This is a genomic window from Haladaptatus sp. W1, from assembly GCF_001723155.1.
In the GTDB taxonomy this organism is placed as follows: domain Archaea; phylum Halobacteriota; class Halobacteria; order Halobacteriales; family Haladaptataceae; genus Haladaptatus; species Haladaptatus paucihalophilus.
In genome coordinates, this window is sequence record NZ_MEIH01000249.1 from 19,854 (window position 1) to 43,044 (window position 23,191).

Below are 23,191 nucleotides of genomic sequence, written 5' to 3' on the forward strand. Positions count from 1 at the left end.
GGTGTTTCGTACCCGGATTTCCCACATGCACAATCATTGACATTGCGCCCTTAAGCGCCATATAAGAAAATACCTATGTCTGTTTGGATAGGGTAGCGATGAGACGACAGACACGACGCACGTTTCTGACGACCGTCGGCGCAGCCGGTACCGCTGGTCTCGCCGGTTGTTCCGGTGTTATCGGCAACGATAGCGATAACTCCTCCACGACGAGTAGCACTAACGGCAAGGGCGACGGGACGAACACCGGCGGCGAGGGAACCACGACCGAGGGTGGTAACGACGCTCCCGCCGGTCCGCAGACCTTCGAGGGCTTCGAAAAGCTCGGCCCGTGGAGCGCCGTCGACGGGCAGGGAAGCCTCAAGAAGAGCACGAAGGTGAAATACGAAGGGTCACAGTCCGCCCACATCGTCGGCAGCAAGCAGACCAAGCAGGGAATGATTCACCGCGTCAACTTCGGTGACAATCCCGCCGACTTCAGCGGCAAAAACCTCTCCCTCGCGTTCAAGTGCACGTCACACGACTTCGTGAAGATCGCCGTGCAGCTGTACGCGCCTGACCGCGGCCACATCGTCGAGATGAAACGGACGCTCTACGGGCCGAAGGGCAAGTGGGTTCGCGTCAACCTCGGCGTCACCAGCGAGATGGACCCGAAGAAGATCGACCTCTCGAAGGTTTACGAAGTCCGCATCATCGGTCGTTCGACGGACCCCAATACCCAGAAACCCATCGAGTTCTACGTGGACGACCTGAAAACCGTCCCCGCCCCCGACAAGGGGATGGTGATGCTCACGTTCGACGACGGTCTCGAATCGCAGTACACGAAGGCGTACAAAACCATGAAAAAGTACGGCTTCTCCGGCGTCGACGCCATCATCTCGGATGCCGTCTTCGACGACGGGTTCCTCAACCGGACCCAGATGAACGAAATGGTAAACGACGGTTGGGACATGATCTGCCATCCCAACACGCAGGCGACACCGATGGACAAGCGGCCGAAAAAAGAGCAGGAAAAGCTCATGAAGGAGTGCCAGCAGTGGCTCAAGAAGTACGGCTACGACGGTCACAAGTACATGGCCGTCCCGAAGAACGTCGTCGGGCCGAACACGTTTGACCTCGCGCAGAAGCACTTCGACCTGACGCTCTCGTTCGGCGCGTCGCCGAACGCGCTCCCGGCGATTCAGAAGAACACCATCATCTCGCGGATGTACGGTCAGGGTGACCTCAAGAACATCAAACAGAAGATCGACCACGCCGCCAAGTACAAACAGCTCTCGCCGCTCCTGTTCCACAAGATCGGCGGGGAAAACGGCGTTCCCGAGAAGCGATTCGAGAACATCCTGAAGTACATCAAAAACAAGAACGTCGAAGTGGTCACCATCTCGGACCTGGAAGAGAAGGGAATGCTCATCTAAGCCCCTTCGACGCCTGTCATTCGCTTTCTCCGCCCGTCCCCGCACGACTATCGTGCGTCTCTTTTAGCCGCGGGTCGGAATTTTCCCGCCCGCGTTTCGACCCGCTGAACCAACGGTCGTTCGCTTTTCATCTCGCCGTCGTCCGTGACGCATCCGTGAGACGCGTCTCTCCGTCGCTCGTTCGTTCCCGTTCCTTCCACGTCGCGCACATCGCCCGCGACGACCGCGCCGCTTGGACGCCCATGCTCCTCGCTCGGAGCTAAATGCCTGTCTCGCTCGCGTCTCTCGGCTCTCGAACCGATCGAGTACGGCGGTCAGGCTGCCTCGTTCAGTCCGAAAGCAAAAACAGCACCGTCGGTCCCCTTTCGCTCCCGTTCAGTGCTCATCCAGAACTACCGTTCCCGCGGTTCCAGTCCGCGTTCTGGTTAAAATCGTCGTTCGTATCGTCGCTCACCACCACGACGACGAATTCGTCGTCGTATTCGACGTGGAACTGCTACTCGTCGTCGATGACGTTGTGTCCGTCGGTGACGATGTGGTGCCCGCCGTCGACCCCGTGGTCGTCGTGGACGACTGTGACGTCGTACTCGCGCCACTCGTCGTTGTCGTCGTACCGGTGGTAGTCGTGGTTGTCGTTGTCGTGCTGGTGGTAGTCGTGGTGGTGGTCGTACCGCTCGTAGTCGTGGTCGTGGGCGGCGATGTGGTCGTCGTCGTGGACGGCGGTGGATTCGTATCGGACGTCGTGGATGGTGGCGGATTGGTATCCGTTGTCGTCGTCGACGGCGACGTACTCGTCTTCTCCGTGGTGGATTTCGCTTGCGTCGTCTTCTGTTCGGTCGTCGATTTCGTCGGCGTCGTACCGTGCGTCGTCTCGGCCACCGTCGTTCCCGCGACCGTCTGCGTATTGTTTATGGACGATCCTTGGTTCGCACCGCCGACTCCGCCGATTCCGCCGATTCCGGGGTCGAGGAACGCGTACCCGATCCCCGAGACGAACAGCAGAATGCCGGTGACGACCATCAGTTTCTGTATCGAGTCGGATGACATCGTGTTTTCTCTCACTTTGGTCTGTAGTGTTTCGGCCCGCGAGCTGAGCGGTTCGGGGAACGACGAGAGCGTAGCGAAGACCTCTCCGAAACCGAGGGCTCCCGTCGCGAACGCGAAGAACGTGAAGACGCCCAGTCCGAGCGGTGGGACGAGGGCGAGCGCCAACGGGACGTGGAACCCCGCGATGAGGGGGCGAACGTCGAGCACTCGCGCGAGAACGAAGATGGGGGGTGCCGACAGTATCGTCGTCCCCAAAATCCGTCCCAGGCGGGCGTCCGATAGGGGGTCGAAGCCGACCTTTCGGGCGCTCCAGAGGTGGAAGACGAACATCGAACCGTAGCCGATACTCGTCGAAACGGCTGCTCCCTGCATCCCGTACCGTGGAATGAGCAGGAAATTCAGGACGAAGTTTATGCCCGCCGCCGTCCCCGTGGCGATAATCGGGTATTTCAGGTCGCCCTTCCCTTGCGAGATGGCGAGGATGGGTCGGGCGACCGCGAACCCGAGCGACCCCGGCAACAGCAAGAGCAGTGGCGTCACCGCGGGCAGGTACTTCGCACTGAAGTAGACCGGGACGGCGATGTTCGCGAGCGCCGCCAGACCCAGCCCCATCACGCCGGTCAGGAGGAACGTGTAGCGGGTCGTCCGCGCCGACAACTTCGAAATGCGTTCGGTCTTCCCGTTCGACCACAGTTCGGACGTGGAGTGGACGAACACCGTCTGGAGCGCCATCGGAATGAACCACAGGAACTCCGCGAGTTTCAGCGCCGCGCGGTAGTATCCGACCTGTTCGTTGCTCCCCGACATCAGCTGGAGCATCAGGATGTCGACGTGGTACAGCGACATGAGGAGCAGGATGAGCACGATGGACAGCGAGTTGAACGCGAGCATCCGGCGCCGCGGGAAGTCCTCCGGCGTCGACCGAAGGAAACTACGGAGCGACGTCCGCTTTATGATGAGCGCGAACCCGATGACCGCTACCATGGCCGCCGCGGCTATTTTCCCGGCTAACGCGCCGAGAACCGCGATTTCGAGCATTCCTCGGTTTCGCATGTAGTAGACCAGCGGCAGGGCGACGACGATGAACGTCACTCGCTGGACGACCTTCAGGGGTTCCGAGTATCGCTCCAAACCGAACCCCATCAGCGTCCGACGGGCGTACGCTTGGAACTGGCTCGCTATCGTCATCACCGTGAGGAGGTAGAAGTACAACTCGTACTCCGGGCCGAAAATCCACGCGACGACCCCGGTCCACGTCGCAAGCGCGAGCAGTATCGCTCCCGCGACCGCGAGCACGAGCGCGAGTCGGAAGTAAAAGCCGACGACGTACTCCTCCCAGCAGTCCATCTCGTGCTCCTCGGCGATGAACTTCCGAACGCCGTCGGAGATGCCGGAGCTGACGAGTATCATGAACAGGGAGAACACCGATAGAACGGTGGTGTAGACGCCGATACCGGTGGGTCCGAGTAACCGATACAGTATCGGAGTCGTCATAATACCGATGACGAGTGTGAGGACTTTCGTCCCGGCGACCGAAAGGACGCCGCTTAGAATGCTTCGTTGCACGAAAGACCCCTCGATGCAGTGCTCGTCATTCCAGTATCTATCATCACAGTGTTGCTAAAGGGACTTTATTATGAATCGGATAGAGACGGTTTTACGCGTATCCGAGGTCCTGTAATCGCTGCTCGACGTCGACCGACACGTCCTCCTCCATGTGTTCACCCTCGTCACCCTCGGTGATGCTCCGCCGTACACCGTTCTGGTGGACGAGCCACGGGACCGTCGTCAGTTGTGGGATGTAGATGCCGTTCGGATGGCCGTACTCCGCCATCGGAATCGGCCGCGCGCGTTCGCCGAACGCTTCGCCGTGGTCCGCCGTCACGACGCTCTTGCCCTGGAGCGTCGAGAGCAGTTCCTCGACGTGGGGGAGCACCATCTCGACGTTCTCCTCGTAGGCCTTGTAGAGAACGCTGACCGGAACGTCCACTTCCCCGGCCATCACGCGGTTCCAGAAGTCGAGCGAGTCGAGGTCGAGGTGTTCTTTCCCCGTCGGTCCGATGAACGGATAGTGGGGTTGGATGAAGTGGACGACCAATCGCTTGTCCGGGTACTGCTCGGCGGCGTCCTTCGCGACATCGACGACCGTTTCGGGGCGGACGGTTCGGAACTCGTCGTCCCAGCCCTCGTCCTGCCAGATGTTGATAACGTCGTGGAGTTGTACGTCTATCCGGTCGCGCTTCCGGTAGAGTTGGGGATTCGCGGTCACGTAGACGGTATCGCGGAGGTCGGCACCGTCGAAATACGTGGCGAGAAAGTCCGGCGTCGAACTCGATTTGGTTTGCCGTGACTGAAGCTCTCCAGGAAGCGTGTTGCACTTTTTGAAGGTATCGTAGCGGCAGGCGTCGAGAATAATGAGGTTGTCCCAGTCCTCGTCGAAAAATTCGACGGCGTCGGGACCCGGCTCTTTACGCTTATAGTAGTGCTTATTCAGCTCCCGAGTAACGAGATGTGGCTCCTTGATGCCACGTCGGACACGCCGAATCGTCTCCGTGATGTTCATGTACCGGAGCACAGGATTCGTGTCTATATTATTATCCGTCCCTTAAGCCCGCTCCCGCCCGAATTAGGCGCTAAAGTCGTTCCCCCAGCCGCTTACCTCGTTGCTATCGTCGCGGATTCCGTCCACGATGTGGCTCTTTTTGACGTACGTATCGCTCGCCGATTCGGTCAGTCGAAGTCCCGGAAGGTCACGCTCCGAGTTCGCATAAACCCCTTCTATCCACGAGCTGACGCCGTGGTCGATGATGGGGTACTCCTTGGAACGGAACTCCCCTTTGTAGACCAAGTTGTCTTCCCCGGTGTTGACCAACGCTCGACGGCGGGATGAACCCAACTGCTTGACGTAGAGGTCCCGGAAGTTACACTCGTCCCGGTCGCATCGGACGGCCGCCCGCGCACTTTCGTCGCCGCCGTTTCCGACGAAACGGCTGTCCTCGACGTCCTGAATCCAGAGCGAGAAGCCGCCGGACGCTTCGTGAGTGAACGTGGAGTTCTTGATACGCGATTGGCGCGTGTCGTCCTGCAATCGGAGCGCGTGACAGACGTCGTTCCCTGATGTTTTAACGTTCAACCCGTCCACGAACAACAGACCGACGTTCATCGACTTGATGGCGTCACCGTTCGGGTCCGAAACGTCGACGTCACAGTCGATTATTCGTATGTAGTCCCCGTTCTCCGTGCGGATGGCATGTTGGTTACCGTGGCCGCTGCTCTCGTTTACCGAGACCGTCGCGTTCTTGACGATGCTATCGCGCCCGCCGATTCGGATGCTCGCCGTTTGGCTGTTCTCGTAGTAGCCGCCGTCAACGATTATCTGACCCGACCCGTTGGCGGCGTAGAGACCGTTGTCCGGGAATCGACCCAATTCGCAGTCCTTGAACGTGATGCTCCCCTTGTTGTAGCGGTTGCAGATGATACCCGTCGGACCGCGCCACAGTTGGTCGCCCGGCGTATTTCCGCTCCACGCGCCGCCGTCCGCCGCGCTGAAGTTATCGACGAGTCCCCCGCCGCTGGAATCGGTGATGACGAACCGCCCCGGCCCCCACGTCCCGCTGTCGTGCTGGCCGTTGATGGTAACGTCCCGGACGATGAGACCGTCGTCCATCGCGGTTTCGATGACGCGGACCCCGGTGTCGTCCGCCGTTTGGTCCACGGTGATGTTCTGGAATCGGAGGTCACGACCCGGGCTGTAGGCGATGCCGAGACGGAAGAGGCGGTAGTTCCAGTCGCCGCCGTCGTCGAAATCGTAGTAGTCGGCCGGAACGATGGTCGTGTCGTCCTCGCCGATGATGCCGAAGTTGTTGAAGCCGGTGAAGCGGAACTGTTCGTCCATGTAGTATCGACCACCGGGAAGATACAGAAGCGTGTCATCGTCGGCGTACTCCCGAAGCAGCGGCGTGATGGAATCGCCCTCGTTCGGGTCCGCACCCGCGTCGTCGACCATGTTGACGACCGTCCCGTAGTCGCTCGCGTACGGAATTTCGGCGCTCGCCGTCCCGGACATCGTTTGCGTCCCTATGGCACATACTCCCGCGGCGGTTACCCCTTTCAAGAACGTTCGGCGCGTCGCTCCGATAGATGATTTCGAATCGTTAGTGTCGTGTGTGTCGCTTTGATGAATCATTCTGAATCCCAGAGTTTCCTGACAACCGTCGTGAGAGAGGAACACAACCCCGATTTACCGGATACCCGGTGCGTTGGCAGCCCTGACGGTCAACAATATTATTCACTAGTATCTTTCGGCCAAAGTCTGTGGCTTAGTAGTTCCATTCTTTAAGTAATCGACGTGTGACAACTCATGTCTCGAATTGGGGGACGACAAAAGAACGGAGAGACCGCGGTTCGGCTACGGAACGATTCCGTATCCGAATGGAATAGTGCTCTAAATTCAACAGTACTACAAATTCAACACGTCCGCGTGAAGGTGTGCGATATCCACGCAGACGCGTTCCCACGTGAACTGTTCGGCGTGCGCCTCGATTCCGTCGCGGTCCCAGTCCTTTCGAAGGGCGCGCACCACGGCGTCCGAAAGCGCGTCGTGGTCCTCCGGGCTATCGACGAGGAACCCGTGGTCCTCGGAGGTGACGACCTCTTCGCTCCCGCCGTTTATTGTGGAGACGACGGGCGATCCGCACGCCATGGCTTCTAACTGCACGAGGCCGAAGCTTTCGCTGTAACTCGGAAGCACGAACGCGTCACAGGCGCTCATCCAGTACCGGAGGTCGTCGTTCGAGACGTACCCCAGCAGCCGAACGTCGTTCTCCAATCCCAATTCCTCGATCTGCTCTTCGAGTTCCGAGCGCATTCCGCCGTGACCGCCGATGGCGCAAACGACGTCGCCCTCCCGTTCGATAATCTCAGGCATCACGTCGATGAGGTGGTGGAACCCCTTGCGTTCCTTGAGATGTCCCAGCGCGAAGAGCAGGTTCGTGTCGTCCGCGATGCCGAGTTTCTTCTTCGCGTCGGCCTGTGGAATGCGCCGAAGGCGGTCCTGACTGAACCCGTTCGGGATGTAGAACACGTCGTCGTTGAACCGCCGAAGCGTGTCTTGGTCCTGCCGATTGACGCGAACGATGGCGTCGGCGGCGGTCCACGTTCGGTCGATTTTGTCGTTCGAGGATTCGAGTTGGTCCATGAACAGGTCGTGATTCTCGTGGACCGTGAGGACGAACGGAATCCCGAGGTCGCGCTGGAGGACGCGTGCGACGTATCCGGCGGTCCACGTCAGGTGGGCGTGAATCACGTCGAATTCGACGGGCACGTCGTCGAGGAGTTTCTTCACCTTTCGAGCGTGTTGGTCGCCGAGGAACCGACGGTGGAGGTCGAGCGGGAGATAGAGCAACGGCGTGCTGATGACGGTAACGTTGTCCGGTTTGTCTTCTTCGTTTATCTTCGCGTCCTTGCTGAACGGCTTGGCGTAATCGACCGGCAGATAGCGGGAGATATCGGCGAACCGATTGTAGCGGACGAGGACGTACACCTCCGAGAAGTAGTCGGCGAGGACGTCGACCTGGCCCTTGACGAAGTGGTTGTAGCTGTGTGAGACGATGAGCAAGTTCTTGTCCGCCAGAGCATCCAAGTCGTGATTCCTGGGAACATCCCCGGAATCCGGCGGTTCGACGGCTTGCGCACGCGTGTCGCTCGACATACGTGGTGGAAGGCATCCGTCGATGTTTATTATCGGGTGACTAAGCGCGGAGGTGTTGCTCTGAAAACGTCGGATTGCAACAGACCGGAACCATCCCTTGTCGGTCGTTCTGTTCCCCCTACCGAGTGTTTACGAGGTCTATAATTAACCCGCAAAGATGTGATACTCTATTCATGTTACCGGTGGAACTGGCTCATTGAGCGTGTGGAGGGGTTCGGTATGAATACGGATAGGCTCCTCGCGGCGGGTATCGCGCTGTGCTGTATCTTCGCTATCGGGACCTCCGCTTCGACGCTCGGCACGTCGGTCCACACCAAACCCGACGACGTTATCGATATCAACTACAAGTCGCTTCCCATCAACCCGAACGACGCGGGCGAGTTGAAGCGGGAAGCGCAGTCGAAGGGGTCACCGGCGTCATCGCGGTCGAAAAAGCAGCAGGCGAACCAACAGGCGAGCCAACAGCAGCAAAAGCAATCCAGCACGAACACGCAGAAACAGCAGTCGAAGTCGAAGGCCTCGTGGAAGCAGTTCGACTTTCTCGAAGACCTCCTCGCACTGCTCCGAAAGCTCATGCGCGTCCTCGTTTGGGTCGTTCCGGTCGCCGTGCTCGTCGGGGGTGTCGCGGTCGGCGTCCGGTTCCGCGACCACTTGTTCGACGATTCAGCGACAGAAACGACGTCCAGTAACGGCCCGGCGTCGCCACCAGCGCCGACGCCCGACCCGTCGAACGAAATCGAACGGGCGTGGTGGTCGATGGTCGAACGGTTCGGGGTGGACCGTCCGCACACTAAGACCCCGGGGGAGTGTGCGCGGGAGGCGATAGATGCCGGTGGCGACGAGGACGCCGTTCGAACGCTGACGCGGACGTTCGAGGAGGTCCGCTACGGTGGCGAACCGATCACCGACGACCGACTCGACAGAATCCATCACGGTAGCGACAGACTCGGGAGTGAAACATGAAGGGTCGTCGCGTCACGCTCGGGCTCGCTGGCACCGTCGCGCTCGTCCTCGCGGTCGCTGGCGGGGCGAACGCGGTGCCGGTTCGCTCGCTCGTCACCGCGCTCGGCAACGACTACCTGCTCGTCGTCGCCATCGGCGGGGTCGGCCTCCTCGTGGCGATACCGGTCCTCACGTCGGGGAGGGACGGTAACCTCGTTCAAGCCGACATGCCCGCACCCGAGCGTCCCGTCACCGTTCCGCCCGCCGGACACGATTTTGACGAAACCGTCGGGTCGTGGCGCTATCGGCTTCCGGTCGTCGGTCGAAAGCGACGGCGTGCCGTCGAGGAGCGCCTTCGAACGACGGCGATGGAAACGGTCATGCGCGCCGAGAACTGCTCTCGGAACGAGGCGAAACGCCTCGTCGAAACGGGGAAGTGGACCGACGACTCGACCGCCGCCGCGTATCTCAGCATCTCCGACGTGTCCAATTCGAGCGCGGGCCGCCGCGTCTCGTCCCTGCTTACCGGCCGGACGTGGCACCAACACTGCGCCCACCGAACCGCTGCGGAAATCGCCGACAGGGGTGAAGAGCTGTGACCGAAACGCACCGATGGCGGGGCGTCATCGCGCTTTCGCTCGCCGCGGGCGCGGTCGGTCTGGCGGTCGATAGACCGTCGATGCTCCTGCTCGCCGTCGTCGGCGTCGTCTTTGCCGCCTATCCGCGTGTGGTTGCCGACCCGGAGCCGAAGCTCCGACTTGAACGGCGCCTGAGCAACAGCACGCCGCGACCCGGTGACGAAGTGACGGTCACGGTCACGGTGACGAACGAGGGCGGGTTCCTCCCCGACGTCCGAATCGTGGACGGCGTGCCCGCGCTGCTCTCCGTTTCCGGCGGGTCCCCGCGAAACGGTGCCGTCTTCTGGCCCGGCCGCTCGGTGCGTTTTTCCTACCGAATACAGGCCAAACACGGCAAACACCCGTTCGAACCCGCAACCGTCGTCGCCCGCGATTTGAGCGGCGCGCGGGAAGCCGAGACCACCGTGGCCGCGGATACGGAACTCGACTGCACCGCGACCGGGGCCGAGGGACCGCTCCGAGACAAAACGCTCGACCAAGTGGGCCGTATCGTCGCCCAGAAAGGCGGGAGCGGCATCGAATTCCACCGGACTCGGGAGTACCGTGCTGGCGACGCGATGCACCGCATCGACTGGAACCGCTACGCCCGAACCGGCTCCCTGACGACCGTCGAATACCGCGAGGAAAACGCCGCGACGGTCGTCGTCCTCGTCGATGCGCGGCAGGTCGCCTACCGAGCGACGACGGACGAACCCCACGCCGTCGCCTACAGCGTCTCCGCGGCCGAGCAGTTGCTCGCGTCGCTTCACCGCGACCGAAATCTCGTCGGCCTCGCGGCGTTCGGGCGCGAACAGTGCTGGTTGGAACCCGGTGCGGGGCGGTCACACCGGGCCAACGCTCGTCCCGGCGCGCGGAACGGGCTCCCGAGCACTCGTTAAGGTGGGTACCGCGCTCGTCTTCATCGGTGTGCTGGCATCCGGTATCTTCAACGCGGTCACGCTCGGGACGCTCCTGTTGGCCGGTGCCGCGACGGTCGTCGCGTGGGATGCTGGCGAGCACGCCATCAACGTCGGCGAACACCTCGGTCGCGGTCAGGACACGCACGAAATCGAACTCGTTCACGTCGCGGGAACCGGTGTGGTCGCACTCGTCGCCGTCGAGGCGGCGACGTTCTCGGGCGGCGTCGGCCCGTCGAGCCTCTCGCTGGCGTCTCTGGTGCTGTTGTTGGTTGCAATCGTCCTGCTCGCGGTGGCCCTCCACGATTAGCAAGTCGATAATAAAGCACGGAGAACGCACACGATTGAGCAACAAATGGCACCGACTGTTAGCGTCATCGTGCCGACGTACAACCGCGCGGACGCCATCCCTCGAACTATCGAGAGCGTCCTCTCACAGACGCTGGAGGACTTGGAACTTATCATCGTGGACGACGCCTCGCAGGACGACACCGAAGAGGTCGTTGCATCCTACGACGACGACCGAATCCAGTTCGTCCAACACGAAGAAAATCAGGGCGCGAGCGCCGCACGAAACACCGGCATCGAACGGGCGGAAGGAGAGTACATGGCGTTTCTCGACTCGGACGACGTGTGGCTCCCCACGAAGCTCGAAAAGCAGGTCCTCACGCTCGAACTGCGGTCCGACGAGTGGGTCGCCGCGTACTGCAAGGCGGAAACCGTCCACCCCGACGGGCAGAATCCGTTGGTGAAGGCCGTGACACAACTCATCTCACGCCGGAACAAGACCGAGGGTGCGGAAGGTGGGAAGGAACTCATCGGGCCGACGTTGAGCGACGACCTCCATACGAGCGCGGGCTCGACTCTCATCGTCGAGAGCGATATCGTCCGCGAAATCGACGGGTTCGATGAGTCGTTCTCCCGGTTCCAGGACCCGGAGTTCCTCATCCGCGTCCTCAAACACGGAAAGCTCGCCTGTGTGAACGAGACCCTGCTGCTCCGGTACGAAACAGGGTCGCCACCGGCCGATTCGGTCGCCAAAGCGGACGAACACTTCCGTCGGACGTTCTCCGAGGAAGTCGAACGGCTCGAGCAGCAGGGAATCGACGTGACCGGTGCACATCATTACATTCTCGCCCGTCACTATTTGGACGAGGGTCAGTTCCGGACGGGATTTCGATACCTCCGTCAGTCGCGTCGGCCGGAACCACGACAGCTTCCGGGACTGCTGTTGAACCTCTATAAGGGAGTCAAAGCAAACATCGGATGACACAACCGCGATACGCACACTACTATCTGGTGCTCTCGGTACTCTCGACGCTCTTATTCGGTGGTAGCGTCTTCAATTTTGGCCCGTTGGGGATGCTGTCACCGACGGAAACGACGGGGGTAGTAATCGTATCGTTCATGGCACTGACTATTTTTCAGTCAGTGACAAAAAGATAGACACCCTCACACACTTTTCGAATCTAGTGAACATCCTCCGAAGAAACATAAATTCGTGCTCAGTTCACTCTGTTCAAACCGTACAATCGCAAGACGTGAACCGAATGCAACGGCTCGCAAGAAAGCGAGAGAGTCGGTCTGATTTATGATGTGTCGCCGTATGCAATCCATCGAAGAATCATGAGCGCTACGACGCAAACTCTCTCTGAAGCCCCGTCGTTGCCGAACGAGGATGAACCGGTCACGCTGACGAAGGACAAGATCTTCCACATCCTCCAGACGCAACGTCGGCGACACGCACTCCGATACCTGAAAAAACACGACACGCCGGTCGAGATGCGCGATTTGGCAGAACAGGTCGCCGCGTGGGAGAACGACACGACCGTGCAGGCGCTCGCCTCGGACGAACGCCAGCGCGTGTACATCGCCCTGTACCAATCCCACCTGCCGAAACTCGACGAAGAAGGGGTCATCGAGTACAACAAAAGCCGTGGCATCGTCGAACGCGGCCAGTTAGCTGACAAGTTCGACCCCTATCTCGAACCGACTGAAGACACCGACGCCGACACCGACGTGTCGGAAACCGATATCGACATCGAATCGGAGGACGACCGCTGGTTCAGTTACTATCGTTGGGCGACCGCACTGAGCGCGGGAACGTTCGCGGCCGCGTGGCTGAACGCGCCGCTCATTTCCGCCGCCTCGACCAACGCTCTCGGTGCGTTCGTCGTCGGTCTCTACGCGATGATCTCCGCGATGCAGTTCATACTTCGGTAAGGTTCAGGCCCCGGTCTGATCGTCGCGGAATAGTCTGTTTTAATACCTATATTATTAAATATAAATGTATATGATTAACATTTGTCTGACACAGAACTATATGCCAAAGGAACTAAGCACCCCACTACGTAGTCGAAACAAATGTTCGGTCCCCGGAACCGTGACTGGTGGTCTATCAGCGCTATCCTTGTCGCTTTCCTCGTCGTCGGTGGCGCGTTGGTTCCGGCGTCAGTCGGAGGGAAAAGCGAGGCAGATACCGGACGGATTATCTCGATAAATCGAACCGGTAACGGCGTCGTCACGACAACGAACGGCGTGACGTACGTCTGGCAATCAGAGAAATACACCGCCAATATCACATATCAGATAAACGCGAGCGAGGGAAAGTACTCGGTCTGCCTGTACGATAACCGTCCCGGCAGCGACCCGGAGGAACTCGACTGTCAGAGCACGACGATCGGAAACGGGTCGAAAGCGACCGTCTCGCTCAACGGATCCAACGCGACGAAAACCGGCGATCGAACGCTCTACTTCCGCCTTCGTCCGACTTTCGGGAGCAACGTCCCCACGTTCGACAGCCGCAGTATCAACCAGACGGTCATCACGAAAGGGGGTGACCTCGACCAGGACGGTCTGACGAACGAGTTCGAGGTCTCGAAAATACGAACGGATGATTGGCCGAAGGACGCGTTCAACGACCCCGACATGGACAGCGACGGCATCAACGACGGGGAAGAGATACACAAACGGAAGACGAACCCGATCAGCAACGACAGCGACGGCGACGGTCTCCTCGACGGAAAGGAGATCCTCGTCGGGACGAACCCGAGGAACGCGGACAGCGACGGTGATGGGATAGACGACGGAACGGACCCGAAACCGATGAGCACGGCGGACACCACGTCGTCCACGGCGACCACGGGTGGAGGTCAGGAAAAATCGGGGGAATTCTCCGGGCTACAATGCTTCCTTATCGGCCTCCTCGGATTCGCTATCGGCGGTGCTGCGGTAGCCTTCTGGCGAAACAACCACGATAACGACGAACCGAATGCAAACGCATCGACGCCGGTTACCGGTGAAACACCACCACCACCGACCGAACCGGCGGATGACGAGGAGGAGGACGACATCCTCACGGACGAAGGACTCGTTCTCAAGCTGCTCAACGAGAACCGCGGACGGATGAAACAAGTCGATATCGTCGACGAAACCGGGTGGTCGAAGTCGAAAGTCAGCAGACTGCTCTCCCGGATGGAAGAACGGGGCGACATCAACCGATTGCGCGTCGGTCGGGGGAACATTGTGTACCTCGATGGCGCGAAACCCAGCAGTGCACGGTCACCACACGAAGAGGATTCGTATAGCTAAATAGATACTAAAAAACCACGCACAGGCAACGGGAAATGTCTTCAATAGTACAGGGTTTCGACACTGTTTCGCCCAGTTTCATCTCCTTAATCCCTGGATAATAATGGTGGTACCCTGTGATGGCGGAAACGATGTCGATAGACATGAGCGGTTCCCGGAACGCCGACGACAGCACGATGGCCGATACGCAGTGTCGCAATTGCGATTCGTTCGTGACGCCGCAGTTCACCCGCGTGTTCGGGAACAACCGAAACGAAGTGTACGGGTGTTTCGAATGTATGACGGCGACCGAAGTGAAGAAAGGTCGCGCCAACGACCCGGTGGAAGCCAACCGCGCTCGTGAGGAAATGCGGTAGTGTCCGTTAGGCACCTTTTCTCCACCGCAGTTCTCTCGGACGCGAACGATGCGAGTGACTACTGAAACCGAATCGTAACGAAAAGCGCAGCAGGTGTACTACTTGTCGCGAGAGACTTCCTCGTTCGGGTGTGTCATCGACCCCTCAGAGAGGGAGACGCCGGGATAGAGGCTGGTGTTGATACCAGTTTTCACGTCGTCACCGACGACGACGCCGAACTTCCGTCGCCCCGTCGAAACGCGGTCGCCCTTCACGGTGTGTTTTACCGACTCTCCGTCGTGGCGGAGGTTGGCGACGTTCGTCCCCGCACCGAAGTTCACGTCACGGCCGAGGACGCTATCCCCGACGTACGAGAGATGGCCGACCGTCGCACCGGGCGACAGGACGCTGTTTTTGACTTCGACGCTGTGGCCGACTTTCGCATCCTCGTCCACGAGCGTCGCCCCGCGGATGTAGGCGTTCGGCCCGACGGACGCGCCCGAGCGGATGAGTGCCGGTCCCTCGATGACGACGCCGGATTTGACGGTGGCACCCTCCTCGACGACGACGTTCCTGTCGAGCGTGGCTCGCTCGCTCACGTCCCCGCGGACGTCGCGTTCCAATTCGTCGAGTTTCCACTCGTTCGCTTCGAGCAGTTCCCACGGACGACCCACGTCGAGCCATCGCTCCACTTCGACGGCGGTGACGTCGTACTCCTCGATGACGCGTTCCACGACGTCCGTGATTTCGAACTCCCCGCGTTCGCTTTCGCCCACGTCGAGCCAGTCGCGCGCTTCCTCGGGGAAGACGTAGGCCCCCGTGTTGGCGAGGTTCGTCGGCGGGTCGTCCGGTTTCTCGACGATACCCGTCGCGCGCGGGCCGTCCGTCGAGATGACGCCGTAGTTCGAGGGGTCCTCGACGTGATACGTCCCGACCCCCGGACCGTTCGAGAGGAGTCGTTTCACGGCCGCGGTGTCATAGAGGTTGTCGCCGTTGAGGACGGCGAACGGGCCGTCGATGTGTTCGCGTGCCGCACGAACCGCGTCCGCGGTCCCGCGTTGTTCTTCCTGTACCGAGTATTTGACCGGGATACCGGCATACTCCGCGCCGAAGTACTCCCGAACCGTGTCAGCTTCGTACCCGACGACGAGGACGAGTTCGTCCGCACCCGCCTCGACGGCGGCGCGCGCGGTATGTGCGACGAGTGGTTCCTCTGCAACCGGCAACATGGGTTTCGGACACGATGCGGAAAGCGGTCGCATTCGTGTACCCTCACCCGCAGCCAGAACGATTGCCTGCATAGCAGTACCTTCCGCTAGAAGGCGTATAATTATTCACGGACTAACGTCGGGACTACAGTCGCGTCGGGGAGCGGTCAGACGAAAGAATGTCACGAAACGGGTTCGATTGCTCACGGGATGGCAGTTCCGACCAGACGTCCGTTCCCTCGTAGGTTCGGCCGAACTCCATGTATTCACGGAGCAGCCACAGCGCGTGATTCTTCGACCCGAGTCCGGCGAGAAGTGTCCGCGTGACACCTTCCCGGGCGACGAGGGCTTGCCACTCGTCGCCGACGCGGCGACAGAACACCGACTCCTTCCCATCCGACCACTCGATGGCACCGTAGACGTTCCGCAGAAGCCGATAATCGCCGAGACAGACCGGAATAGCGCCGTGGTATCCGTCCGCCTCCTTGACGACGTGACTGGCGACCTGACTCATAGATATCCCTCGCTTGCGTCGTGGCACACCCGAATCATCTCTATCAACTCATTTCGGAGAACAGGGGAAAGGTGTTGACCTTCGTGTTTCCATTCTTTATATAGGGTCATATATATTGGCATCACCTCAACATAAAATAACTGAAATCGCAAGAAAGAGGCGATTTTTCTGCTGTCGGGTAACGAATAGAACGGTGTGAAACCGTATTCCCCCTTTTTGCGTCTAGAGAAAAAAGGGAGGTGTAATGAGTGCGACCGAAAGCCGCCACGAGGTTTCCGACTTGGTTGATTCGTTTGTCGGCCTCGAAATCGAAGACCCCCTCCGCGTTACCGTCGCAGATGTCGATATCGATTGTCACGTTCACGACATCGACCGAACGAACGACCGATTCACCATCCTCGTGAAAACGTTTGCCGGGGACTATCTTCGCGTCGAAACCCAGTGGGCCGGTGGATGGCTCGACCCGCAAGTAGACCGACTCAAGCCAGTGGCGGAAGAGCGACAGCCGCTCGGCAAGCTACAGGACGTCGAAGCGGTGTGAAAAGGCGCCAGGGAGAGCGGCGTCAGGGTGAGCCGTTTGGAGGAGGACTGTTCTTATCGTTTGGCGAGTCGCGTGATTTCGACCATCAGGTCGATACCATCGGCACAACGGAACGTCCACGCACGGTCGAAGCCGATACCCGACCGAGAGGCACTACGGAGGAGGGATGACAGTTCGGTTTCGAACTCCGTTTCCCCCATCGTCGGGGCGTATTCGTCACAGGAATGCGTGGTGTCGGAGTCGGTCACGAGTCGCGTCACTTCGACCATGAGGTCGGGATGGTCGTCGTCGCGGCGAAACGCCCACGAACGGTCGAAGGCGACGCCACGGCGGCGGGCCGCATCTAAGAGGGCTTTCAACGAACCCTCGAATTCTTGGGGACCTGTCCAGAGAGATGCACTGTCAGTTTGGCTCATTTTCCGCTGTCCTCGATTTTGCCATCTCTTCGAGGGGTAATAAAAACAGAAACTCGTCGTGCACCGTTTCAGATAGTTTCAAACCGCGTATGTTGCGGTTTCGGAGTCTGAAAACCGAAAACAGACGCCCCGAAATTCACCGTCGAGGAGAGACGCGATCTAGCTGTTCAGTCAACAGCCCGTTGATAGATTGCGGATTGGAAACGTTTTCGAACACTAGATTGTCCGTCGTAACGCCCGCCGTGTGTATTGTTACCGTCCCATAGTCGAGTATGCGCTCCAGAAGCGACTGTGAGAAGGCGGTGTTTCGTACTCGGTCGAGTCGTATCTGCGTGACGTCCTGTGCGAAAACGCCGCGTTTGTGATACACTTCTTCCGTCGTGAGGACGAACCACTCGCTCCGCCACCGAACGAACGGGGGAATGGCGATGGCGAAACCGACCGGAATGATGAGGATGCCGACCCAACTGACCCCGCCGAAGACGCCGCTTCCAGCGATTCCTGCACCGAGCAAGAGGAGGACGATACCGAGAACGATAGGCGGGAGGACGAGATAGACGCTTCGATGACCGGCCCACAGTACCTCTTCGTCAGGCGTGAGGTGAAGCCACGGCACGTCGAAATCTCTTGCCATGATATGCCAGAACGAGAACGGCGAGTACCTTTATCTTTTGCCGCGAACGCGAGGAAAATCGAACCGGGAGAGAGCGAGGTCGCTTCATCACGCCTCGTCCGTCGTCGGTAGCCGCGTTCCTCGCCGACGTAGGTCACGACAGTACGATTTTCCCGCTCGGCGTCGTTCGATACACAGTGGGAGAGATGAGCACAGTTCGGGTCGCACTGGGACAGCAGAACTACACCGTGGGTGATATCGCGGGAAACGAACGAAAAATCGTGGACGGAATCCACCGCGCACGCGAAGCGAACGCTGACCTCGTTGTGTTTTCGGAACTCGCGCTAGTCGGCTACCCGCCACAGGACCTCGTGAAACGAACAGCGTTCGTCGACGCACAACGCGACGCGCTCGACCGAATCGCGGCGGAGACGACCGACATCACCGCCCTCGTCGGGTTCGTCGCCCGAAATCCGGAGCCGTACGGGAAGGAAGTACAAAACGCGGTTGCGGTCTGTCGGGATGGCGAAGTCACCGGCCAAACCGAAAAACGACTTCTCCCGACCTACGACGTGTTCGACGAGGACAGATTCTTCCAACCGGCGACGCGGCAATCGGTCCACGCGCTTCCCGACGGAATCGAACTCGGCGTGAGCATCTGTGAGGACGCGTGGAACGAACCCGACGTGTGGGAACGGCCGGAGTACGACGAGGACCCCATCGAAGACCTTGTTGACGCGGGGGCGGACCTACTCGTGAACTGCTCCGCGAGTCCGTTCTACGGCGGGAAAGGTGAGTTTCGGGAGCGACTGTTCGGCGCACACGCGAACGACCACGGCAAATGGCTCGTCTTCGTGAACCAAGTCGGAGCGAACGACGAACTCGTCTTCGACGGTCGGTCGTTCGTCGTCGCACCCGACGGGACGATAGCCTGCCGACTCGCCACCTTCGAGGAGGATTTCGCAGTCTACGATGTCCCGCTCGATGTCGAGTCACCCGCGACGTACGACGTCGCCGACGAACCCGCGACGGGTCCGGCCGAAATTCGGTCGGCGCTCGCCCTCGGAATTCGGGATTACGTCCACAAGACGGGGTTCGAGAAAGTCGTCGTCGGGCTTTCCGGCGGTATCGACTCCTCGATAACGGCCGCGCTGGCCGCCGACGCGCTCGGCCCGGAGAACGTCCTCGGGGTCGGCATGCCGACCCGATACACCAGCGACGCGAGCGAAATCGACGCCCGCGAGCTCACTGAAAACCTCGGAATCGACTTTCTCGACCTCCCGATAGAGGACACCTTCGAAGCGTTCGAGCGCGAACTGACGCCGATTCTCGACGAAACGCCGGGCGTCACGGAGGAGAACGTACAGGCCCGAATCCGGGCGACGACGCTGATGGCAATCGCCAACGAACAGGGTCGCCTCCTCCTCGCCACGAGCAACCGGAGCGAACTCGCAGTGGGTACACCACCCTCTACGGCGACATGTGCGGAGCGCTCGCTCCCATCGCCGACTGTCCGAAAACGTTCGTCTACGACCTCGCAAGACACCTGAACGAGCATGAGGAAACCATTCCGAGCGCGTCATCGAGAAACCGCCCTCCGCCGAGCTTCGAGCGGACCAGACGGACGAGGACGACCTCCCGCCGTACGAGATACTCGATTCGATTCTCGCGGGATACGTGGACGAGGGGCAAACGACCGACGAACTGGTCGAATCGGGCCACGACCGCGAGACGGTCGAGCGCGTGCTTTCGATGCTCCATCGCGCCGAGTACAAGCGCTTTCAGGCCGCCCCCGTGCTGAAAGTGTCGCCGAAGGCGTTCGGCGTCGGGTGGCGGTATCCGCTCGCGGCGAACTACGAGGGAGTACTGTCGAAGTGAGCGGAACGTGCTACGTCGTCCCGTTGCACTTTCACCGAACGTTAGAAAATGATTTTTTATACTCGTGTGTAGTAAATAAAGTTCGGTGAGGAGGCCGGTCCGTCGCGGTCCGTCCTTTGAATCGAGGAATGGTTATATGAGAATCAGTAGTACAACGACGGGGGACTCCCCGTCAAACGATTCGAGAGACGAATCGCCCGCCGAATCGATGACGCGGTGGCGTCGGTTCGGCGAGTTACTGAAGGTGTGGGGAAGTGCTATCGAAGTGTGGCTGAAAATACTCGGGCTGCTGGTCGTCGGACTGGCGACGCTGTTGCGGTCGCTCCCGCTCCACTGACCGAAAAGCGAGGACGAATCGCCCGTCTACTCCCCCCGCGGAAGCGGGACACGAAGCCCGAGACGTACTGTGCGAGCGTCAACCCGAACACCAACCCGACGAGACCGAGCCCGCCCCAGAGGACGAGCGTCGAAGGAATGTCGCCCGTCTTAGCGGGGGGCTGGACGTCGCTCAATCCGTCGGACTCTTTCCCGGAGTTGCCGTTGTTGTTCGAATCGCTAGCGGCCTTCCCGACGTTCGATCCCGCATTATCCGAATTTCGCAACGGCTCGAGGTTCGGCTTCGTGGTGGTCGTAACGTGTTCGTCCAACCACGGCGTCATCGACTGTCCAGCCACGTCGGCGACGATTTTCGTGAAGTCAGCGTAGGTGACCGTCCCGTCCCGTCGGTTCATCCGGTCGAACACGTCCATGAGACTCCGCTTTCCGTCCGTTGCCTTCTGTATTTTCTCGTCGAGCGCCCAGAGAGTGAGCGCACCGCGGTAGTACGGCACCTCGCGGTTCGCCCACGTGTCCGTGTTCGAGAGCACGGACTCGTCGTACGACTTCAACGAGAGCGTGTCGGCGACGGCGGATTTCGACGTCCGACCCTGCTGCATGGCCAAGTCGGACGCGAAGTACGCGGCGCTCGCCTCGCGGAACCAGCTCATTCGGTCGCTGAGGTCGAACGACTGACGCGTGTGGATGTACTCGTGCAGCCAGAGGTTCTGTGGGTCATCGAGCCGAGCGGCCTCGTGTACCCACAGTTCGTCGTACTTCGGCGAGGCGTACCCGCCGCGCCATATCGGGTCGGGGAGAACGAACAGCAACACGTCGTCCGGAGTATCCCCCGGAATCCGTTTGCTCGCCGCGGCGAGCGAGTCGAAAACGTTCCGCGGCGACTCGGCGGGAGACGCGTCGGCGGCGACTATCATCCGGAATCGTTGCCCGTTCTCACTGCGGACGTGCTCGTCGTACTTGCCCACGTAGGTGAACGCCGACCCGAGAACACCGACGTCGGCGAACGAGACGTCCCGATTAGGATACTCGTCCTGAAACGGATGGAAGTAACTCCACTCGCCGTCCCCGCTCTCCCCCCACGCAACCGACACCCGCGGCGTCGGCGCGAGCGTCCAGTCGTCGGTGGCCGCGAACTCCCGGCCGTTCCCCGATTTCACGCTCGTGGTTATCGTCATCGAGGGCGATTCCGTCTCCCCGTCCCACCGGAGCGCGTGGTTTCCGTTCTTCGTGCTGTCGGCGACGAATCCCTCGGAAGACACCACGTTTCCGGTGTAATTGATGAGCCAGAATCGGTGTGCGTCATCCGGCGTCTCGAAATCGAGGTGGTACCGAACCACCCCGTGATTCGCCGGACGGCGCTCGACGGAAATCGAGACTCGCGGTGGATCCGACGACGACGACTGCGCCGTCGCTGGCGGGACGAACGTCCCGGCGACGAGCGACAACACGAGTAGCAGTGCAACTGTCCTCCCGGAAACCAGACCCACAGACCCCATCGACAGTGCCGTCGAGGGGATGGCGTTTTGTTATACGTCGCCTGAAGCGAAACAGGGGACGTCAAACCCGTAGCGCCCCGTTACGAAGCAGGCGAATAGAAAAGAAAACATGTACTGTGGCTCCGCCGCCCTCTCACAGACCGAACGACGCCAGTTCCGAGAGTCCAGGACGCGGATCGACCTCGAACTCGGCGGTTCGAAGACGCGGGGCGACGATATCGCCGCGGTGTTCGAAATCGAGCAGGAAGACGCACGAGATAGCCAAACGTAAATCGCTCGCCTTCGATACCCGAAGCATGGACGAACTCGAGAGCCTCAAGGGCTTTTACGACCGCTACCCCGAGGAGTGGGCGGCGTGGCGCGAAATCGTGGATACCGTCGAGGAGACGGCCCGCGAGTTCGGCTTCCGCGAAATCGACGCCCCGAGCGTCGAACCGACCGACCTCTTCCGAGTGAAATCGGGCGACGAAATCGTCGAACAGACCTACAGCTTCGAGGACAAGGGTGGACGCGAGGTCACGCTCATTCCCGAGCAGACGCCGACCCGTTCGCGGTTGGTTCAACAGCGAAAAGACCTCGGAACGCCGATAAAGTGGTTCGACACCTCGAAACGATGGCGCTACGAGGCGGTCCAGAAGGGCCGCGACCGCGAGTTCTTCCAGACCGACATCGACATCTTCGGCGTCGAATCGGTCGAAGCGGACGCCGAAATCATCGCCTGTGCGGCCACCATCTACGAGAAACTCGGCGTCGCCGACGCGGTGGAGTTCAGGCTGAACGACCGGCAACTGCTCGACGCCCTCCTCAAAGCGATGGACGTGGAGGGGAGCAAGGACGTGATGCGCGTCATCGACAAGAAGGAGAAGCTCAGCCGCGAGGAGTTCCTCGACAACCTCGAACTCGAAGGCGTGGACCGCGCGACCGCCGAGGGGATAGACGAGCTCACGGCCATCAGCGGCGAGATGGAGAGCGCGCTGGTCGAACTCTCGGACAAAGCGCCCGAGGGCGACGCGGCAGACGACGCCATCGAGCGGATGCACGACCTCTACGACGTGCTGTCGGCCTACGGCGTCGAGGACATGTGTACGTTCGACCTCTCCATCGTGCGCGGGATGGACTACTACACCGGCCTCGTCTTCGAGGCGTTTTCGACAGAAGGTGACCTCCGCGCGCTGTTCGGCGGCGGACGCTACGACCACCTCATCGAGCAGTTCGGAAGCCGCGAAGTACCGGCCATCGGCTTCGCGTTCGGCTACTCCACGACGATGCACTTGCTCAAGGAACTGGGCGAGTGGCCCGACGAGGCGCTTTCGACCGACGCCTACGTGCTGACGATTTCGGATTCGGTGCGCGAAATCGGACTGGAGTACGCGAAGGGATTGCGCAGTGCAGGACTGACCGTCGAAACCGACCTCACCGGACGAAGCGTCGGCGAGCAGTTCGGCTACGCCGACCGCATCAACGCCGAGTACACCGTCGTCGTCGGCGAACGCGACCTGAACGAGGGCGTCGTAACCGTCCAGAACATGGATTCCGGCGAGGAAGAGCAAGTACCGAAGAACGAAGTCGTCGAGAACGTTCTCGACCGACTGTAAACCAACTCGGTCCGCTTTGA

At 60.3% G+C, this 23,191-nt stretch carries 21 protein-coding genes and 1 pseudogene; 13 read left to right on the top strand and 9 right to left on the bottom strand.

Annotation, left to right across the window (positions count from 1 at the left end):
• The first annotated feature begins 98 nt into the window (after positions 1-98).
• Positions 99-1,415 carry a polysaccharide deacetylase family protein gene (locus tag BG842_RS10885; protein ID WP_069450737.1) on the top strand — a complete coding sequence of 439 codons (1,317 nt, stop codon included), beginning with the start codon at positions 99-101 and terminating at the stop codon, positions 1,413-1,415.
• A 450-nt stretch (positions 1,416-1,865) separates the two neighbouring features.
• Here BG842_RS10885 and BG842_RS10890 read toward each other — a convergent pair whose 3' ends face one another.
• The 4 genes from BG842_RS10890 to BG842_RS10905 all read right to left on the bottom strand — a co-directional run bounded on the left by BG842_RS10890 (position 1,866) and on the right by BG842_RS10905 (position 8,172).
• Positions 1,866-4,028, bottom strand: coding sequence for a polysaccharide biosynthesis C-terminal domain-containing protein (locus BG842_RS10890; RefSeq protein ID WP_069450738.1), 2,163 nt, complete (start codon positions 4,026-4,028; stop codon positions 1,866-1,868).
• A gap of 91 nt (positions 4,029-4,119) precedes the next feature.
• Positions 4,120-5,025, bottom strand: a complete 906-nt coding sequence (locus BG842_RS10895) for a hypothetical protein (RefSeq protein WP_069450739.1) — start codon at positions 5,023-5,025, stop codon at positions 4,120-4,122.
• A gap of 63 nt (positions 5,026-5,088) precedes the next feature.
• Positions 5,089-6,648 (bottom strand): twin-arginine translocation signal domain-containing protein, encoded by a 1,560-nt coding sequence (locus BG842_RS10900; protein ID WP_083252491.1) that lies wholly within the window; start codon positions 6,646-6,648, stop codon positions 5,089-5,091.
• Between the two features lie 273 nt (positions 6,649-6,921).
• Entirely contained in the window at positions 6,922-8,172 is a 1,251-nt protein-coding gene (locus tag BG842_RS10905) for a glycosyltransferase (RefSeq protein ID WP_175424128.1), read from the bottom strand.
• A gap of 219 nt (positions 8,173-8,391) precedes the next feature.
• Here BG842_RS10905 and BG842_RS10910 point away from each other — a divergent pair, with 219 nt between their 5' ends.
• The 8 genes from BG842_RS10910 (at position 8,392) to BG842_RS10945 (ending at position 14,595) form a co-directional block, all read left to right on the top strand.
• On the top strand, positions 8,392-9,135 hold the full coding sequence (locus tag BG842_RS10910) for a DUF4129 domain-containing protein (RefSeq protein ID WP_254663073.1): 744 nt from the start codon (positions 8,392-8,394) through the stop codon (positions 9,133-9,135).
• A complete protein-coding gene (locus BG842_RS10915; RefSeq protein ID WP_069450742.1) occupies positions 9,132-9,713 on the top strand; it encodes a hypothetical protein in 582 nt (193 codons plus the stop codon). Before BG842_RS10910 ends, BG842_RS10915 begins: the two co-directional genes overlap by 4 nt.
• Positions 9,710-10,630 carry a DUF58 domain-containing protein gene (locus tag BG842_RS10920; protein WP_254663074.1) on the top strand — a complete coding sequence of 307 codons (921 nt, stop codon included), beginning with the start codon at positions 9,710-9,712 and terminating at the stop codon, positions 10,628-10,630. Before BG842_RS10915 ends, BG842_RS10920 begins: the two co-directional genes overlap by 4 nt.
• Position 10,631: 1 nt before the next feature.
• Positions 10,632-10,958: a hypothetical protein gene (locus BG842_RS10925; protein WP_254663075.1), complete on the top strand. Its 327-nt coding sequence runs from the start codon at positions 10,632-10,634 to the stop codon at positions 10,956-10,958.
• A gap of 45 nt (positions 10,959-11,003) precedes the next feature.
• A complete protein-coding gene (locus tag BG842_RS10930) occupies positions 11,004-11,918 on the top strand; it encodes a glycosyltransferase family 2 protein (RefSeq protein ID WP_007981258.1) in 915 nt (304 codons plus the stop codon).
• Between the two features lie 356 nt (positions 11,919-12,274).
• Positions 12,275-12,871 carry a hypothetical protein gene (locus BG842_RS10935; protein WP_069450743.1) on the top strand — a complete coding sequence of 199 codons (597 nt, stop codon included), beginning with the start codon at positions 12,275-12,277 and terminating at the stop codon, positions 12,869-12,871.
• Between the two features lie 141 nt (positions 12,872-13,012).
• On the top strand, positions 13,013-14,239 hold the full coding sequence (locus BG842_RS10940) for a helix-turn-helix domain-containing protein (protein WP_069450744.1): 1,227 nt from the start codon (positions 13,013-13,015) through the stop codon (positions 14,237-14,239).
• A 119-nt stretch (positions 14,240-14,358) separates the two neighbouring features.
• Positions 14,359-14,595, top strand: a complete 237-nt coding sequence (locus tag BG842_RS10945) for a hypothetical protein (RefSeq protein WP_139136098.1) — start codon at positions 14,359-14,361, stop codon at positions 14,593-14,595.
• Between the two features lie 98 nt (positions 14,596-14,693).
• Here the strand turns inward: BG842_RS10945 and glmU are convergent, their stop codons facing one another.
• Together glmU and BG842_RS10955 are read right to left on the bottom strand one after the other, a co-directional pair.
• Positions 14,694-15,875, bottom strand: a complete 1,182-nt coding sequence (gene glmU, locus BG842_RS10950; protein ID WP_069450746.1) for a bifunctional sugar-1-phosphate nucleotidylyltransferase/acetyltransferase — start codon at positions 15,873-15,875, stop codon at positions 14,694-14,696.
• A gap of 52 nt (positions 15,876-15,927) precedes the next feature.
• Positions 15,928-16,296 (bottom strand): hypothetical protein, encoded by a 369-nt coding sequence (locus tag BG842_RS10955; protein WP_007981248.1) that lies wholly within the window; start codon positions 16,294-16,296, stop codon positions 15,928-15,930.
• 244 nt (positions 16,297-16,540) lie between these two features.
• Here BG842_RS10955 and BG842_RS10960 point away from each other — a divergent pair, with 244 nt between their 5' ends.
• Positions 16,541-16,837 (top strand): hypothetical protein, encoded by a 297-nt coding sequence (locus tag BG842_RS10960; protein ID WP_069450747.1) that lies wholly within the window; start codon positions 16,541-16,543, stop codon positions 16,835-16,837.
• A gap of 53 nt (positions 16,838-16,890) precedes the next feature.
• Here the strand turns inward: BG842_RS10960 and BG842_RS10965 are convergent, their stop codons facing one another.
• Both BG842_RS10965 and BG842_RS10970 read right to left on the bottom strand, forming a co-directional pair.
• Positions 16,891-17,253: a hypothetical protein gene (locus BG842_RS10965; protein ID WP_069450748.1), complete on the bottom strand. Its 363-nt coding sequence runs from the start codon at positions 17,251-17,253 to the stop codon at positions 16,891-16,893.
• 136 nt (positions 17,254-17,389) lie between these two features.
• On the bottom strand, positions 17,390-17,887 hold the full coding sequence (locus BG842_RS10970; RefSeq protein ID WP_069450749.1) for a PH domain-containing protein: 498 nt from the start codon (positions 17,885-17,887) through the stop codon (positions 17,390-17,392).
• A 185-nt stretch (positions 17,888-18,072) separates the two neighbouring features.
• Here BG842_RS10970 and BG842_RS10975 point away from each other — a divergent pair.
• Positions 18,073-19,744: pseudogene (locus BG842_RS10975) on the top strand (NAD+ synthase).
• A gap of 257 nt (positions 19,745-20,001) precedes the next feature.
• Here BG842_RS10975 and BG842_RS10980 read toward each other — a convergent pair.
• A complete protein-coding gene (locus BG842_RS10980) occupies positions 20,002-21,576 on the bottom strand; it encodes a glycyl aminopeptidase (protein WP_254663076.1) in 1,575 nt (524 codons plus the stop codon).
• A gap of 109 nt (positions 21,577-21,685) precedes the next feature.
• Here BG842_RS10980 and BG842_RS29780 point away from each other — a divergent pair, with 109 nt between their 5' ends.
• Both BG842_RS29780 and hisS read left to right on the top strand, forming a co-directional pair.
• The gene (locus BG842_RS29780; RefSeq protein WP_175424129.1) at positions 21,686-21,847 is read left to right on the top strand and encodes a hypothetical protein; all 162 of its coding nucleotides are present in this window, start codon (positions 21,686-21,688) and stop codon (positions 21,845-21,847) included.
• A gap of 25 nt (positions 21,848-21,872) precedes the next feature.
• Positions 21,873-23,171, top strand: coding sequence for a histidine--tRNA ligase (gene hisS / locus BG842_RS10985; RefSeq protein WP_069450750.1), 1,299 nt, complete (start codon positions 21,873-21,875; stop codon positions 23,169-23,171).
• The last annotated feature ends 20 nt before the right edge of the window (positions 23,172-23,191 follow it).

Excerpts from the sequence above, each read along its gene's own strand:
- BG842_RS10885 (WP_069450737.1), top strand. The coding sequence starts at position 99 with ATGAGACGACAGACACGACGCACGTTTCTGACGACCGTCGGCGCAGCC.
- BG842_RS10895 (WP_069450739.1), bottom strand. The coding sequence starts at position 5,025 with ATGAACATCACGGAGACGATTCGGCGTGTCCGACGTGGCATCAAGGAG.
- BG842_RS10900 (WP_083252491.1), bottom strand. The coding sequence starts at position 6,648 with ATGATTCATCAAAGCGACACACACGACACTAACGATTCGAAATCATCT.
- BG842_RS10905 (WP_175424128.1), bottom strand. The coding sequence starts at position 8,172 with ATGTCGAGCGACACGCGTGCGCAAGCCGTCGAACCGCCGGATTCCGGG.
- BG842_RS10910 (WP_254663073.1), top strand. The coding sequence starts at position 8,392 with ATGAATACGGATAGGCTCCTCGCGGCGGGTATCGCGCTGTGCTGTATC.
- BG842_RS10915 (WP_069450742.1), top strand. The coding sequence starts at position 9,132 with ATGAAGGGTCGTCGCGTCACGCTCGGGCTCGCTGGCACCGTCGCGCTC.
- BG842_RS10930 (WP_007981258.1), top strand. The coding sequence starts at position 11,004 with ATGGCACCGACTGTTAGCGTCATCGTGCCGACGTACAACCGCGCGGAC.
- BG842_RS10935 (WP_069450743.1), top strand. The coding sequence starts at position 12,275 with ATGAGCGCTACGACGCAAACTCTCTCTGAAGCCCCGTCGTTGCCGAAC.
- BG842_RS10940 (WP_069450744.1), top strand. The coding sequence starts at position 13,013 with ATGTTCGGTCCCCGGAACCGTGACTGGTGGTCTATCAGCGCTATCCTT.
- BG842_RS10945 (WP_139136098.1), top strand. The coding sequence starts at position 14,359 with ATGGCGGAAACGATGTCGATAGACATGAGCGGTTCCCGGAACGCCGAC.
- glmU (WP_069450746.1), bottom strand. The coding sequence starts at position 15,875 with ATGCAGGCAATCGTTCTGGCTGCGGGTGAGGGTACACGAATGCGACCG.
- BG842_RS10955 (WP_007981248.1), bottom strand. The coding sequence starts at position 16,296 with ATGAGTCAGGTCGCCAGTCACGTCGTCAAGGAGGCGGACGGATACCAC.
- BG842_RS10960 (WP_069450747.1), top strand. The coding sequence starts at position 16,541 with ATGAGTGCGACCGAAAGCCGCCACGAGGTTTCCGACTTGGTTGATTCG.
- BG842_RS10965 (WP_069450748.1), bottom strand. The coding sequence starts at position 17,253 with ATGAGCCAAACTGACAGTGCATCTCTCTGGACAGGTCCCCAAGAATTC.
- BG842_RS10970 (WP_069450749.1), bottom strand. The coding sequence starts at position 17,887 with ATGGCAAGAGATTTCGACGTGCCGTGGCTTCACCTCACGCCTGACGAA.
- BG842_RS10980 (WP_254663076.1), bottom strand. The coding sequence starts at position 21,576 with ATGGGGTCTGTGGGTCTGGTTTCCGGGAGGACAGTTGCACTGCTACTC.
- BG842_RS29780 (WP_175424129.1), top strand. The coding sequence starts at position 21,686 with ATGTACTGTGGCTCCGCCGCCCTCTCACAGACCGAACGACGCCAGTTC.
- hisS (WP_069450750.1), top strand. The coding sequence starts at position 21,873 with ATGGACGAACTCGAGAGCCTCAAGGGCTTTTACGACCGCTACCCCGAG.